Here is a 12,947-nt window from a genome sequence, read left to right as displayed (position 1 = left end):
CGAGTTTTTCGGAGTGGTTTTATGGATCTAGCGTTAATGCAGCGCGTCCTCCCGTTTTTTCTGGAGGCCGCGTGGGTCACGGTACAGATTTCTGTGCTTGCTCTCTTGCTGGGTTTCGTGATCGCAGGCTTTCTTGTCGCGGCACGCTTGTCCAACAGTAGAATAATGCGCTTCATATCTGCCGCCTATGTCAGCGTTTTTCGCGGCACGCCCTGTCTGGTTCAGTTGTTTGTTCTTTATTTCGGCGGACCTCAAATTGGTCTGGAACTGGAACCATATGCAGCCGGTGTGATCGGTCTTGGCCTGAATATCGGTGCCTATATGGCAGAGTCCATTCGTGGTGCGATTGCAAGCGTTGATCGGGGACAGACAGAAGCCGCGCGTTCCATCGGTTTTGATCGTAATCGCACACTCCGATTGATTGTTATGCCCCAGGCTGCTCGTCTGATGATCCGTCCACTTGGCGTTAATGCTGTGGCGCTCGTCAAAGGATCAGCATTGGTTTCCACAATATCTGTGGTGGAGCTAACCTATACCGCGCAACGCTTTATCAGCTCGACTTATAAGCCTTTCGAAATCTTCGCCGTTGCCGCAGTCCTTTACATGATCATTGTCTATGTCGTCATTATGATTGTCGATCTGCTCGACAAACGTTTTGCGCCGCGTTGAGTGAGGATCAGATGCCAGTTCTCGACTTCACCATTGTTCCTCCTTATGCCGAATTGCTTCTTACCGGATTGTGGTGGACGCTTGTTCTTGCTGTCTCATCCAGCATTTTAAGCTTTGCTTTCGGCGTTTTCTTTGCGCTTATTGTTCTTTATGCGCCATCCGTGTTGGCATATCCGATACGCTTCTTCATGTGGCTGTTCATGGGAACGCCGCTGCTTTTGCAGCTCTATCTTATCTATTACGGCCTGGTTCAGATCGGCGTCGACATTCCCGCACTTTTTGCAGGCATTATCGGCCTGAGTCTTCACTTTGCAGTTTATAATGCTGACGTCATTCGGGCTGGCATTGTCTCTGTTGATCCGGGGCAGACCGAAGGCGCACGTTCGATAGGCCTAAGCCGCGTGCAGACTTTGCGCTACATCGTCATTCCACAAGCCGTACGAAACACAATCGCGCCTATTGGCAACAATATGATTGTGCTTCTCAAAGACACGTCACTGGTTTCAATCATCGGAATTGCAGAACTCGTTCACAGCGCACAGATTGCTATCAGCGAAACTTATAGCCCATTTGAATTTTATCTGACCGCTGCCGCACTTTATTACTTGGCTAATCTCGTGATGGAAGCAGGTTTACGCCGCATCGAAAGAAAAGTGGAGGTGACGCGATGAGCACTCTAAAACCAATGGTGGAAGTTAAAGGTGCCCGCAAAGCCTATGGTGCACTTGAGGTTCTAAAAGGTATCGACCTTTCCGTATCACGTGGGCAAATCATTGCCGTTATTGGTCCGAGTGGATCAGGCAAAAGCACGCTTCTGCGCTCGATCAATCATCTTGAGACACTGAATGGTGGCGAGGTGTGGCTGGACGGAATGCAGGTGAACCAGCCCCTCAAGGGGCAGGCCTTTGAAAAACATATCAATGCCGTGCGGCAGCAAATGGGTATGGTATTCCAGCATTTTAATCTTTTCCCGCATCTGACTGTGGTGGAAAATATCACGCTTGGGCCCATTAAACTCAAGGGAATGTCTAAGGCTGCTGCGCGTGAGTTGGCTAAGGAGCTTCTTTCCAAAGTTGGGCTTTCAGAAAAGGTCGATGTGTACCCGTCACGCCTTTCTGGTGGGCAAAAACAGCGTGTTGCGATTGCCCGCGCTTTGGCTATGCAGCCCAAGGTGATGCTGTTTGACGAAGCCACATCTGCGCTCGATCCGGAACTTGTTGAGGAAGTCAATCTGGTGATGAAGCAACTGGCCGCTGAGCACATGACGATGCTGATCGTCACGCATGAAATGCGCTTTGCAGGCGAAGTTGCAGATAAGATCCTATTTATGGATGGCGGCATCGTCGTGGAACAGGGAAGCCCAAAAGATATATTGGCGAACCCTCAGAATGATCGCACGCGTGCTTTCTTGAAGACGTATCTCACACCAAACGCAGTCTTCAATTAGCAAATGCGGGTATAATTATTTCAGAGCGTCGAATTGTTTTCAGCAGATTGGCGTTCCCGAAGTATATTGCTATGCCGCCCTATCCCGATACACTGCGGGCGATCTGTTGTCGTAAGCCGGACGGGCTTACACCAAAATAACTACGAAAGGCCCTGCTGAAATAGGCGGGGTCATCAAACCCCGCATTATAGGCAATTCGCGAGATGGCAGATATTTCACCACGAAGTATCTCGGTGCGTGCCAGATCAAGCCTGCGCTCCAGTAGATAACGGGAGAATGTTGTATTTTCCCGTTTAAACAGTTTCTGGATGGAACGCGGCGTTATTCCCTCCGATTGTGCAATCTCCACGATGGAAAAGTCACTATCTTTAATACTCGCTTCTATACGGGCTTTGATTGCACCCATTCTGCCAGTCAGAACCCGTTGTGTATTTCCCAAACTCAAATTTTCGATAAGGATTGGTAGTAATTCATAGAAATGATTGACCATGACCTTGGCATCATTTTCCGTTTGGTATTCGTGCTGCAACAAATAGCCAGCGTAAGTAACCAGCAATTGCAATGGCAGATAGGTAGCGGGGAGCGGTTGCCAGAACAATCGCGCAGCCTCTCCCTTAATTTGGGCAACGGCTCCTGATGGCAAATAAGCACAGTCAAGGCGTCCGCCCTCTGGAAGCGTTAGTGAAAGCGGCACGTCAGAAGGCATGAAGACAGCTTCGCCCTTTGATACATTGAGCCGAACCTGAGCCTGTTCTACATCAACGGGACCACTCATGGCGCGTATGATTATTATGCCCGAATCCCGTGATCCGGGTGCAGACAGGCTGGTGCTGGTCAGCGGAAAATAAATCGTTGTCAGTGCCAGCGATGCATGGTTCCAGAATAATCCACGCACATTTGACAGATCACCCTGCGCAAGCAGGACAGACGGCATTCCCATCATGTCCCGTAATATCTTCAGGCACGGTTTTAGTCCGTCTGTTGCTCTGGAAGCCGCGCTACCAAACTTCACCGGATTGATAGTTTCCATCGTACTCAATGCAAAAAGCTCTTCAATGTTCGCTTCAATCCATTTCCGGTTCGCTCGTCTCCAAGCAATGAAGCTTTTAATAAATTAAATATGATCGAAATAGTCCTGTTTGGCAATCACTGGTAAAGGGGCAGGTAAGGCGTTGCTCGTGCCCTTTGGAGAAATTCATGCATAATAAATATCTCGGCGTTTCGGTTCTGACATTGGCGGCGACCGGAAGCCTTGTCACACAGGCATTTGCACAGAGTGCGACAGCAGCGGTAACAACAGAACAAGTGGCTGCTGAGACCACCAAAACAACGGTATTGGACGCCATTACAGTCACGGGCAGTCGTGGCGGGCAGCAAATTTCTGAAACAGCCCGCACGGTATACGTCATCGAATCCCAGCAGATTCAAATGCGTGCACGTTCCGGTGAAACCATTCAGCAGATTCTGGCGCAGGAAATACCAAGCTTTGACCCGGTTAGCCAAGGCTCACGCACGTCTTATGGCCAGAATTTGCGCGGACGTACTGCTCTGGTGCTCATTGACGGTATATCCATGAACTCCGCGCGTGGACTAAGCCGCCAGTTCGATTCCATTGATCCCTTCAACATCGAACGGATTGAAGTTCTTTCCGGCGCAACCTCACTTTACGGCGGCAACGCTACAGGCGGCATCATCAACATTATAACCAAAAAGGGCAAAGATGCGCCGGACGGTTTGCATGGCGAGGTCACTGCTGGCGTAGAAAGCGGGTTCCGCTCCGGCAATGACTTTGATCGTAATGGCGCTGCGGCGGTCACTTACAACAGCGAAGCATGGGACGCACGACTATCACTTGCCGGCAACCGCAGTGGTGCGTTTTATGACGCGGACGGCACGATGGTCGTGCCCGACATTACCCAGACCTCTACGGCCTTTAACCGACGCCTTGATCTCATGGGCAGTGCAGGTTTTCAGTTTGATGCGGATCGACGGCTGGAAGTAAGCGGCCAGTTCTTTAATTCCGAGCAGAAATCCGATTATGGCGTCTATTTCGGGCAATTTCTGGCCGGGCTGCGCAATCCAAGCCTTATCGAAACACGGGACGGCTACAATTCGGATTTCAATCCGCGTACCCGACGCGTCATGTTAAACACGACCTATACTGACAACGACTTTTTGGGCCAGGAATTGCTGCTGCAAGGTTTTTACCGTAGCGAGAAAACCAACTTTCACCCCTTTCCGAGTTCGACCTATTTTTACGGCAGCGCACAGAACACCGATTATTACGGGATGAAGGCAGCGCTCATTTCTGAGCCGGTTGAAGGATTGCGCATCACTTACGGTGTGGATGCCGACAAGGATTCACTCTCGTCCAACCAGCATATTTTCGACATGAACAAGGCCCTGCTCAGCGGTGCGATGGACTTTCAGACCGCTGGTGTCACCGGACTTTATCCAAAGATCGATGTCACCACGTTCGCGGGCTTTGTAGAAGCGTCCTATGAGGCCACTGATCGTCTGACATTTAACGGCGGCGTGCGTTACCAATATACAAAAACGGAAGTCGGCGATTTTGTCGGCGCAGCACAACAGATAGCAATTCTGAATGGCAGGGCGACATCAGCTGATGCAATCCCGGGCGGATCGGTAGATTACGACGCTTTCCTGTTCAATGCGGGTGCGACTTACAGCCTGACGAACACGCAGCAAGTCTATGCAAATTTCAGCCAGGGCTTTGAGCTTCCCGATCCCGCGAAATATTATGGCTATGGCGCTTACGCGCTATCAAATGGCCACTTCTCACTGCTTGGAGGCGTGAATGTTGCAGATTCCGCCCTTGAAGCCATTAAGACCAATTCCTTCGAGATTGGCTACCGTCTTGATGATGGTACCTATAATCTGGAAGCTGCAGGTTTTTACTCAACGTCTGATCGTTCCATTGTTCTTAATCGTACGACGCTCGCTGTGGAGCTTGAGGATAACGAACGTCGGGTCTATGGCATTGAAGGCAAGGCAGGCATGAAACTCGATCACGGTTTCGATGTCGGCATCCTCGGTCAATGGGTACGCACTGAAGTCGAGCTAGATGGTGATTGGGTTAAGGACACAATCGGCAGTGCCAGCGTTTCCAAGCTTGGCGGTCACGTCGGTTGGGGCAATGAGGCACTGAATCTGCGTTTACAAGGCCAGCACGTCTTCAACCTCGGAGACAATGCCGGTTACGAGATTGAAGGCTATACATTGTTTGATCTTATTGGGTCCTATCAGGTCGAAAAGGCTGACATGACAGTAAACTTTGGCGTCCACAACCTGTTCAACAAAGAATATAATACCGTCTGGGGATCTCGCGCCAAGGCACTCTATGGTGCGCTCGCACCAGAAGAAATCTTCGATTACAAGGGCCGCGGCAGGACCTTCGCCCTGTCATTGAGCAAGAACTTCTGATGATTGCACGACAGAACGAATTATCGAAACAAGATAAGGGCGCGAATACGCGCCTTTATACCGTTCTCGGCGGACTTTATCTGGCGCAGGGCATTCCGACCTATCTTCTGTTGGTTGCGTTGCCGCCGCTGATGCGTGAAAGCGGTGCTTCACGCACCGCTATTGGGCTCTTTTATCTTTTAATGATCCCGTTAATCGCGAAGTTCGCTATTGCACCAATGGTAGATCGCTATCCGCTTATCGCTCGGTGGGGCCATCGGCGCGGCTGGGTAATTGTCACCCAGCTTTTCGTCTCTTTCGGAATTGCCTGTATGGCATTCGTCGAACCCAATCAGGCAGGTGCACTGTTAGCGATCTGTTTTTGCATAACGCTTCTTTCGTCTTTGCAGGACATCGCAACGGACGGATATGCCGTGCGTCATCTCGATGACAAGACACGCGCCACCGGCAATGCGATCCAGGCTGGTGCAGTTGCACTCGGCGTCATCATTGGTGGCACGTTGGCTTTGGTCCTTTTTCACAAGATTGGATGGCGCCCGACAATCTTCATTGTGTCCGCTCTGTCGCTGTTACCGCTTTTAGCCGGTCTATGGATGGACGAGACAAGTGACCAGAAGCAGCATGGGGAAAAGCCGCGTGCCAGCCTGAAACGCTTTTTCGAGCAGCCAAATGCCTGGCTCATTCTCTGCTTCGCTCTGACTTATCGGGCAAGTGAAGGCATGGTGCGGGGTATGGAAGGCAGTTATCTGGTAGACATTGGCCTGCCGCTATCGTGGATCGGCTATCTCTCCGGCGCTGCCGCGGCAAGTGCTGGTCTGATCGGAGCAGCTTTAGCGGCACTTTTGATCCGCTGCTCAGGGCTTTTCTCTGCTCTTATCCTGCTCGGATTGCTGCGCACGGTCTGCTTTCTGGCTTTCAGTTTCAATGCTGCTGAAATATGGCCGGGCATCACAATTGCGATGGCCGTTTCGGCGTTCCAGACGTTTCTGCGTTACATGGAACTTGTTGCAATCTATTCTCTATTCATGAAGGCTTCATCCTCCGAACAACCCGGTACGGATTTCACGATCCTCGCCTGCGCCGAACTGTTTATCTATCTGGTAGGCTCTTCGATTGCGGGCTACCTTGCCGATAAATTTGGCTATGCCGATCTTTTCACATTAGCAACAGTGCTGTCTGCGCTCGGCATTGCGTTGACTTTCTACATTTTACGACGACTGCGGGGCAATGGCCTCACCCTTTAAAGCTAATCTTACCCGAAAGCCGTTTCATGGCTTTCGGGATGTGCTCCGAAGCAAAGGGCAACTAAATTTAAGCGGTCCGCCCAACTTAAGAAATTTTTAAAACAATTCCCGTGTCGCGTACCAAATTTTTGATGGGAACAAAGCATCGCCAGCGACGTTCGTCTAACAGGAGCGATGTCGTGTCAAACGGACATGACGGTGCTGAAGAACATCAGGATTTTTCCGTTTTCTTCTGATGGCCAACGAATTGGCAGACGAGCTTCTTAACCGTCCGGCACGCTCCTACCGTGAAGAATTTCGCGCCTATATCGCGACGCAATCTAGGGACTAAGGATAAGACATGACCGATATTAACAATGCGAACATCGTCATTCTGGCAACCGACGGTTACGAGCGTTCAGAGTTGCGGGTTCCTTACGATGAACTGCGGCAGCGTGGTGCTAATGTAAAAATCGCCTCAGTGAAAAGCGGCGAGATCAAAAGTTGGGACGATGGTGATTGGGGTGATACCATCGCTGTAGATCTTTCTGTGCACGAAGTTGCCCTCCAAGATTTCGATGCGCTTGTACTCCCGGGCGGTCAGATTAATCCCGACGTACTTAGGGCCGACGAAGACGCAATGCGCATCGTGCGCGAGTTTGTCAAATCTGGAAAGGTCGTTGCCACTATATGTCATGCTCCATGGCTATTAATAGAGGCTGACGCTGTCAGAGGACGAAAAGTTACCTCTTACAACTCAATAAAAACCGATTTGAAAAACGCCGGCGGGATTTGGACCGACGAGGAAGTTGTCGTCGACAATGGCCTCATTACGTCGCGCTCCCCGGATGATCTCGACGCATTCGTGGATAAGATTGTGGAAGAAATTGAGGAAGGGCGCCACCCCCGTGAAAAGGCCTGAGATTAGAAATCTGTTACGTTGAACCTTTTTTCAGGCATCTACTTAGGCAAGGGAGATAAAATGCAAAGCAAGCTGCTCTCAAATGATGGTGATCGTGTTTTTATACTGATTGTTGAACCCGGAGAAGAAGCGTTTGCTTCTATCAAAGACTTTGCAATTGATCAGAACATCAACGCGGCGTCCGTTACAGCTATTGGTGCATTTGAAAAAGCTACACTGGCCTTTTTTGACATTCTTTCACAGCAATACAACGATATTCCGGTTAATGTTCAAAGTGAAGTTCTCAGTTTGATGGGCGATATTACCTTGGACGAGCATGGAAAACCCAATCCACATTTACATGCCGTATTGGGACTTTCAGATGGACACACGCGTGGCGGTCATTTTGTTCGAGGTTATGTCCGCCCAACGCTGGAGGTAATTGTCAGAGAGACACCTGCCGCCTTGCGGCGGACCTACCGTCCAGAGTTCGGCATCGCCCTGATTGATCCAACAGCGTAGTTGGAACAACTTCAGCACCAACACGTTTTCATCAAAACTAAGACTTAGCGAGAGGAATGGCTGTTTGTTCATCTCATCACGCTAGAGCGTTTCCTGTTTAAACGGAATCGTGGGAATTGCTCCATCTAATTGTTTTTACGCATTATTCTACGCAAAACCGCTTCGCACTTTTGCTGAAAATTCTCAAGGTCTCATTATCGAATTCGCTCTTATCGTCATTGCAGTGTCGGTCTTACGACCTGCCAATCATACGCCACCGTCTTAAATGCCGAGCCCAGTCATAAGTCTCAATTTTCTTCCATCCAGCGGCACTGCCGCCTTACGGATTACCCAGTGAGCAGCCATGACAACGAATAAGCTGACAACCGAGCGTAGCCTTAGAGATTCCCGCCCTCTTTGGCTCGATAGCCCTCGCATAACAGTACGAAGCAAGTGTCATATCGAGATGGCTCGATATGACACTGTTATTGTCGGCGCGGGTATCAGCGGGGCACTGGTCGCTCAAGCCTTGGTAAAGCCAGGGCAATCAGTGCTCATCGTCGATAAGCGGCGACCGGTTGGCGGCAGCAGCATTGCCAGCACCGCAATGATTCAACATGAAATTGACGTTCCATTGCACCAGCTCCAAAAACTTATCGGAGAAGAGCAGGCAAACAGGGCTTGGCAACGCTCGGCAAAGGCGGTTCTAAAACTCGAAGATATTGTTAGATCACTTGAAATATCCTGCTCAATGAAACGTAAAAAGGCTCTCTATCTTGCAGGCGATCAGTTGGGATCACGTGGCCTTAGCACCGAAATCGAAGCACGAAAAAATGCTGGAATTGAAGCCCGCTTCATCGACAAGACCGAACTAAAAAAGCTCTACGGGATTGAACGAACCGGTGCGATTTTAAGTGACATATCAGCATCGGCCAATCCCGGACAGCTCACTGCCGGATTATTACGTTACGCAGCAAAACAAGGCGCAGAAATCGTAAGCGGTGTGGAAATCACCGACATGAAAAGTTTAGGCCAAGAGGTGGTCCTGGCAACAGGAGAAGGTAAACTGATCTGCGCTGAGAATGTGGTGTTCTGCACCGGCTACGAATTTTTGAAAAATGTAGCAAACAAAAAGCACGAAATCATATCGACATGGGCCATGGCCAGCAAAGCAGGAATCCCGTTACCGGACTGGTTGAGTAACCATATTTTATGGGAAGCATCAGATCCCTATCTTTATCTCAGAACTGATAGCCAAGGTCGTCTCATCGTCGGTGGCGAAGATGAAGAAAATGCCTTTGCCTATCAATCTGAAGACAAACTTCATGCAAAGACAAAAACAATTCGTGAAAAAGTCAGTTCCCTGCTTGGTTGCGAGATCGGTGCGGTAGAATATCGATGGGCTGCAGCGTTCGGAACCACAACAACGGGGCTGCCGCTAATAGGCCCAGTGCCTGAAATGCAGAATGTATATTGCGTTATGGGATTTGGAGGTAACGGCATTACGTTTAGCCAGATTGCTGCAGAGATCGTTTCGGCTGCAATCAATGGCGTTAAAGACCCTGACGCTGAGTTGTTTAAACTTAACTGACTACATTCACTACAACAGTGCTGATTTTCCCGACAAATCTAAAGCATTTCCAGCAAAAGTGCGAAGCGATTTTACGTAGTATAATGCGTAAAAACAATTCGATAGAGCGGTTCCTACGATTCCGTTTAAAGATGAACCGCTCTAGAGTAAACAAACCGGGATTCAAATTCGGTCTCCCACAGAACTTGCAGCGGCTAAAACAGACCGCCGCTGCAATAGATCGTAGTGATATATTTAGAGATAACGGCGCGGATTGGCGGCCAGGTAGAAAGTATTGATCAGCGTATTAATATCAAAAACCGGCAATCCGGATTCTGCAGCAACATAGGACGAAAACGGACACATATTGGTGCATTCAAACAGAATGGCCCCGGGATTTTCACAGCTCGCCATGAATTCACGCGTCATTTCCAGCATTTCTTCTTTCAAAACGTCCGTATCAAGATAATCGCGCCCGTCGATGTAGGTTTGCGGAAATTCAGCATTCTCCTTCATGCCCTGAACCTGGACCGGGATCACATCCGAGGACCAGCCCACACCATTGAAATGAGCGTCATTCATATGATGTGCGCGCTCGGTAAAGACACCGATCACCTTGCCGGGTGCCAGCATGGCGTGAATAATCGGCGCTTGCATAAGCGATGAAGTGAAGACTGGGATATTGACCGCTGCAGCAATGTCTTTTTGAAACGGACCCAAAAAACCGCAGCTCGTGGTAATGGCGCGTACGCCCTCTGCTTCGAGTTCTCGCGCCGCATCAATGAATGGTTCAATCAATTTTGGATCTGGATTGTTGCCCATGATGCGGGTGGCATGAGCACCTTTCACAGTCTTGTAGCGAACAGGAAAATCATAGGATAGCGCATTGCCAATATCTCCAGCGGGACGCGGAAAAATCGTATCCAGCATAAGCACACCGATCTGCTGGCCATAATTGGTGTAGCCACCTTTGAGCATCATGTTTGCATTCCTTTGGAAATTATAGAATTAGTGACCGAAGCGTGCAGGCGAGAAAACACCAGCACTTTCAAATGGGACATTGTTGATTGCGTTGAGCACCATGTCAGCGGTTTTGGGCGCTGCGGCGATCCCGATATGGCCATGACCGAAGGCTGCAATGATCCCCGGATGATGCGTGAGCTTGCCTATCACCGGAATGCCATCCGCAGGCGACGGGCGATGCCCCATCCAGAGCTTGAGATGCTGCAAGTCTTGTTTCTCAAGATTGGGATAGCTTGCCAAAGCGTGTTTGAGCAGCACCTCAGAACGCCGCCAGTCGGGGGCTTTTTCTACCGTTGCGAGTTCGACCTGACCGGATAGACGCAACCCCATATTGGTCGGCGTATTTCCCATTCGCCCGGTGCTCGGCATGATCGGAATATCAAAGGGAAGCTCACTCATCGGTAAAGTGACATGATAGCCCCGCTCGCTTTGCATCGGCACATACAAACCGAGATCGCTCATGATGCGCCCGGAATGAATGCCTGCTGCAAGAACGATGTGATCAGCAGCAATACTTTCATTGTCATCAAAGACGACACGCGGCGAAACACCGGTGAGTACCCTAACGACATTTTTGCGAATGAACCGAACGCCTTCCTTTTCGGCCTGAGCTGCGATACCGGCAACATATCCGCCAGTATCAAGACAATGCGCACCTTCCGTAACATGAATGGCAAAGCGAAAATTGCCCCCAAGCGCCGGAATACGTTCGCGCAGTTCTGCTTCCTGCCATTCGTCAAACAGAATTCCGTTATCGCGGCGCAACTGCCAGCTCAGTGCTTCGGTCTCAAAGGCAGCCCGATCTGGATAAGCGTAAAGCAAACCCTTCTGGACAATCAAATGCTCCTGCCCCGTCTTTCTTGCGAGTTCGAGGTGTCGTTTTGGTCCATCATTGAGCAACCAGTTCAGCTTTGCTGCGGTCTTGGTTACCCTCGATTTTGTAGCGCCTGCGAGCAGAAACCGCGTGAGCCAGGGTGCAAGCTTTGGAACCGATTTCCAGTCAAGGGTGAGTGGACCATTGCGATCCAGCAAGAAGCCTGGAACCTGCCGCCATAGGCCCGGCATGCTCATGGGAATAATTGAAGCTGGGCTGATCCAGCCGCCGTTGCCATAGCTCGCACTTTGCTCGCCACCCGGTTCTGAGCCGTCACATAGCGTTACTTTCAGGCCAGCCTCAGCAAGTCTTAAGGCGATGGTGGAGCCGATAATGCCAGCCCCAACGACAATAACATTGCCTGTCATGACATTTATCCGTTCTGCGTGTGCGCTTGAAGCATCGGATACGAAATCAAAATCGATTTTTGTTCAGCACGATGCTTAGATAAAATAGTTAGAGCATGCTTTGTGCGTCCGAGACGCGCGGCGCTCTATGCGAGACCACCATGGAAATGGCTCAAGAACTCTCGTGTTGCGGCTTCACGCGGATCATTAATCATCTCACGTGCATCGCCGGTTTCAACGACGTAGCCGTCCTGCATGAAGATGACTTTGTCAGCAACATCGCGTGCGAAGGCCATTTCATGGGTCACAAGGATCATCGTCATCCCTTGCTCAGCCAGTTGCCGGATGACCGCCAGCACTTCACCGACCAGTGCCGGATCAAGAGCCGACGTCGCCTCATCAAACAGCATAACCTCGGGACGCATCGCGAGCGCTCTTGCAATCGCCACACGCTGTTTCTGCCCGCCTGAAAGCTGCTCAGGCCGAGCATCAGCGCGCGCCGCAAGCCCTACCTTTTCCAGCAGTTCGATTGCCAGTTGACGCGCTTCTTTTTTGTCTTGCTTTAAAACCGTAACCGGTCCGATCATGACGTTATCGAGAACACTCATATGCGGAAACAAGTTGAAGTTCTGGAACACCATGCCGGTGTTGGCACGAAATGCAGCGAGGTATTTATCCTTTAAGGACAAGGTCCCGGACGAAAAATCTATCTTCTGCTCACCGATGGCGATGTAGCCCGCATCAGGCATTGAAAGCAGATTGAGACTGCGAAGCAGCGTAGATTTGCCGGAACCACTCGGTCCAATCAAACCGACCACCTGTCCTCGCTCCACTGTGAGGCTGATATTGCGCAGCACCTCGATGTCGCCGAAAGACTTTTTAAGCCCACGCACTTCGATCATCGGTTCAACATTCATGGCTAAACTCCCCAACGATTACTTGCTTCAT

Annotated in this window: 12 protein-coding genes; 8 read left to right on the top strand and 4 right to left on the bottom strand. The window is 50.3% G+C overall.

Annotated elements, in window-relative coordinates:
• Window positions 1-21 precede the first annotated feature (21 nt).
• The 3 genes from CEV31_RS13545 to CEV31_RS13535 are packed head-to-tail and all read left to right on the top strand — an operon-like array spanning window position 22 to window position 2,116.
• Complete coding sequence (locus CEV31_RS13545; RefSeq protein WP_094507595.1) at window positions 22-669, top strand: amino acid ABC transporter permease; 648 nt, start codon at window positions 22-24, stop codon at window positions 667-669.
• Window positions 670-680: 11 nt separating this feature from the next.
• Window positions 681-1,340, top strand: a complete 660-nt coding sequence (locus tag CEV31_RS13540) for an amino acid ABC transporter permease (RefSeq protein ID WP_094507594.1) — start codon at window positions 681-683, stop codon at window positions 1,338-1,340.
• The gene (locus tag CEV31_RS13535; RefSeq protein WP_094507593.1) at window positions 1,337-2,116 is read left to right on the top strand and encodes an amino acid ABC transporter ATP-binding protein; all 780 of its coding nucleotides are present in this window, start codon (window positions 1,337-1,339) and stop codon (window positions 2,114-2,116) included. The genes CEV31_RS13540 and CEV31_RS13535 overlap by 4 nt, the downstream gene beginning before the upstream one ends.
• 79 nt (window positions 2,117-2,195) lie before the next feature.
• Here CEV31_RS13535 and CEV31_RS13530 read toward each other — a convergent pair whose 3' ends face one another.
• On the bottom strand, window positions 2,196-3,050 hold the full coding sequence (locus CEV31_RS13530; RefSeq protein ID WP_235818107.1) for a helix-turn-helix transcriptional regulator: 855 nt from the start codon (window positions 3,048-3,050) through the stop codon (window positions 2,196-2,198).
• 263 nt (window positions 3,051-3,313) lie between these two features.
• On the opposite strand from CEV31_RS13530, the gene CEV31_RS13525 reads away from it, so the two are divergent.
• The 5 genes from CEV31_RS13525 (at window position 3,314) to CEV31_RS13505 (ending at window position 9,776) form a co-directional block, all read left to right on the top strand.
• Window positions 3,314-5,560: a TonB-dependent receptor gene (locus CEV31_RS13525; RefSeq protein ID WP_094507591.1), complete on the top strand. Its 2,247-nt coding sequence runs from the start codon at window positions 3,314-3,316 to the stop codon at window positions 5,558-5,560.
• Window positions 5,560-6,804, top strand: coding sequence for a RhtX/FptX family siderophore transporter (locus CEV31_RS13520; protein WP_094507590.1), 1,245 nt, complete (start codon window positions 5,560-5,562; stop codon window positions 6,802-6,804). The genes CEV31_RS13525 and CEV31_RS13520 overlap by 1 nt, the downstream gene beginning before the upstream one ends.
• 340 nt (window positions 6,805-7,144) lie before the next feature.
• A complete protein-coding gene (locus CEV31_RS13515; protein WP_094507589.1) occupies window positions 7,145-7,705 on the top strand; it encodes a type 1 glutamine amidotransferase domain-containing protein in 561 nt (186 codons plus the stop codon).
• A 60-nt stretch (window positions 7,706-7,765) separates the two neighbouring features.
• Window positions 7,766-8,206, top strand: coding sequence for a PPC domain-containing DNA-binding protein (locus CEV31_RS13510; RefSeq protein WP_094507588.1), 441 nt, complete (start codon window positions 7,766-7,768; stop codon window positions 8,204-8,206).
• Between the two features lie 343 nt (window positions 8,207-8,549).
• Entirely contained in the window at window positions 8,550-9,776 is a 1,227-nt protein-coding gene (locus CEV31_RS13505) for an NAD(P)/FAD-dependent oxidoreductase (RefSeq protein ID WP_094507587.1), read from the top strand.
• A gap of 234 nt (window positions 9,777-10,010) precedes the next feature.
• On the opposite strand, the gene CEV31_RS13500 is transcribed toward CEV31_RS13505, so the two are convergent.
• From CEV31_RS13500 to CEV31_RS13490, 3 genes are all read right to left on the bottom strand, one after another.
• Window positions 10,011-10,736 (bottom strand): aspartate/glutamate racemase family protein, encoded by a 726-nt coding sequence (locus CEV31_RS13500; protein WP_094507586.1) that lies wholly within the window; start codon window positions 10,734-10,736, stop codon window positions 10,011-10,013.
• A gap of 27 nt (window positions 10,737-10,763) precedes the next feature.
• Window positions 10,764-12,020 carry an NAD(P)/FAD-dependent oxidoreductase gene (locus tag CEV31_RS13495; RefSeq protein WP_094507585.1) on the bottom strand — a complete coding sequence of 419 codons (1,257 nt, stop codon included), beginning with the start codon at window positions 12,018-12,020 and terminating at the stop codon, window positions 10,764-10,766.
• A gap of 125 nt (window positions 12,021-12,145) precedes the next feature.
• Window positions 12,146-12,916, bottom strand: coding sequence for an amino acid ABC transporter ATP-binding protein (locus CEV31_RS13490; protein WP_094507584.1), 771 nt, complete (start codon window positions 12,914-12,916; stop codon window positions 12,146-12,148).
• Between the last annotated feature and the right edge of the window lie 31 nt (window positions 12,917-12,947).

This window comes from Brucella thiophenivorans, from assembly GCF_002252445.1.
Taxonomy (GTDB): Bacteria; Pseudomonadota; Alphaproteobacteria; order Rhizobiales; family Rhizobiaceae; genus Brucella; species Brucella thiophenivorans.
The sequence above is the reverse complement of the archived record's forward strand: the minus strand, read 5'-3'. Positions and strand labels throughout refer to the sequence as shown.

Bases quoted from the DNA above. Each gene is read 5' to 3' on its own strand.
- CEV31_RS13545 (WP_094507595.1), top strand. From the start codon at position 22: ATGGATCTAGCGTTAATGCAGCGCGTCCTCCCGTTTTTTCTGGAGGCC.
- CEV31_RS13540 (WP_094507594.1), top strand. From the start codon at position 681: ATGCCAGTTCTCGACTTCACCATTGTTCCTCCTTATGCCGAATTGCTT.
- CEV31_RS13535 (WP_094507593.1), top strand. From the start codon at position 1,337: ATGAGCACTCTAAAACCAATGGTGGAAGTTAAAGGTGCCCGCAAAGCC.
- CEV31_RS13530 (WP_235818107.1), bottom strand. From the start codon at position 3,050: ATGCCGTCTGTCCTGCTTGCGCAGGGTGATCTGTCAAATGTGCGTGGA.
- CEV31_RS13525 (WP_094507591.1), top strand. From the start codon at position 3,314: ATGCATAATAAATATCTCGGCGTTTCGGTTCTGACATTGGCGGCGACC.
- CEV31_RS13520 (WP_094507590.1), top strand. From the start codon at position 5,560: ATGATTGCACGACAGAACGAATTATCGAAACAAGATAAGGGCGCGAAT.
- CEV31_RS13515 (WP_094507589.1), top strand. From the start codon at position 7,145: ATGACCGATATTAACAATGCGAACATCGTCATTCTGGCAACCGACGGT.
- CEV31_RS13510 (WP_094507588.1), top strand. From the start codon at position 7,766: ATGCAAAGCAAGCTGCTCTCAAATGATGGTGATCGTGTTTTTATACTG.
- CEV31_RS13505 (WP_094507587.1), top strand. From the start codon at position 8,550: ATGACAACGAATAAGCTGACAACCGAGCGTAGCCTTAGAGATTCCCGC.
- CEV31_RS13500 (WP_094507586.1), bottom strand. From the start codon at position 10,736: ATGATGCTCAAAGGTGGCTACACCAATTATGGCCAGCAGATCGGTGTG.
- CEV31_RS13495 (WP_094507585.1), bottom strand. From the start codon at position 12,020: ATGACAGGCAATGTTATTGTCGTTGGGGCTGGCATTATCGGCTCCACC.
- CEV31_RS13490 (WP_094507584.1), bottom strand. From the start codon at position 12,916: ATGAATGTTGAACCGATGATCGAAGTGCGTGGGCTTAAAAAGTCTTTC.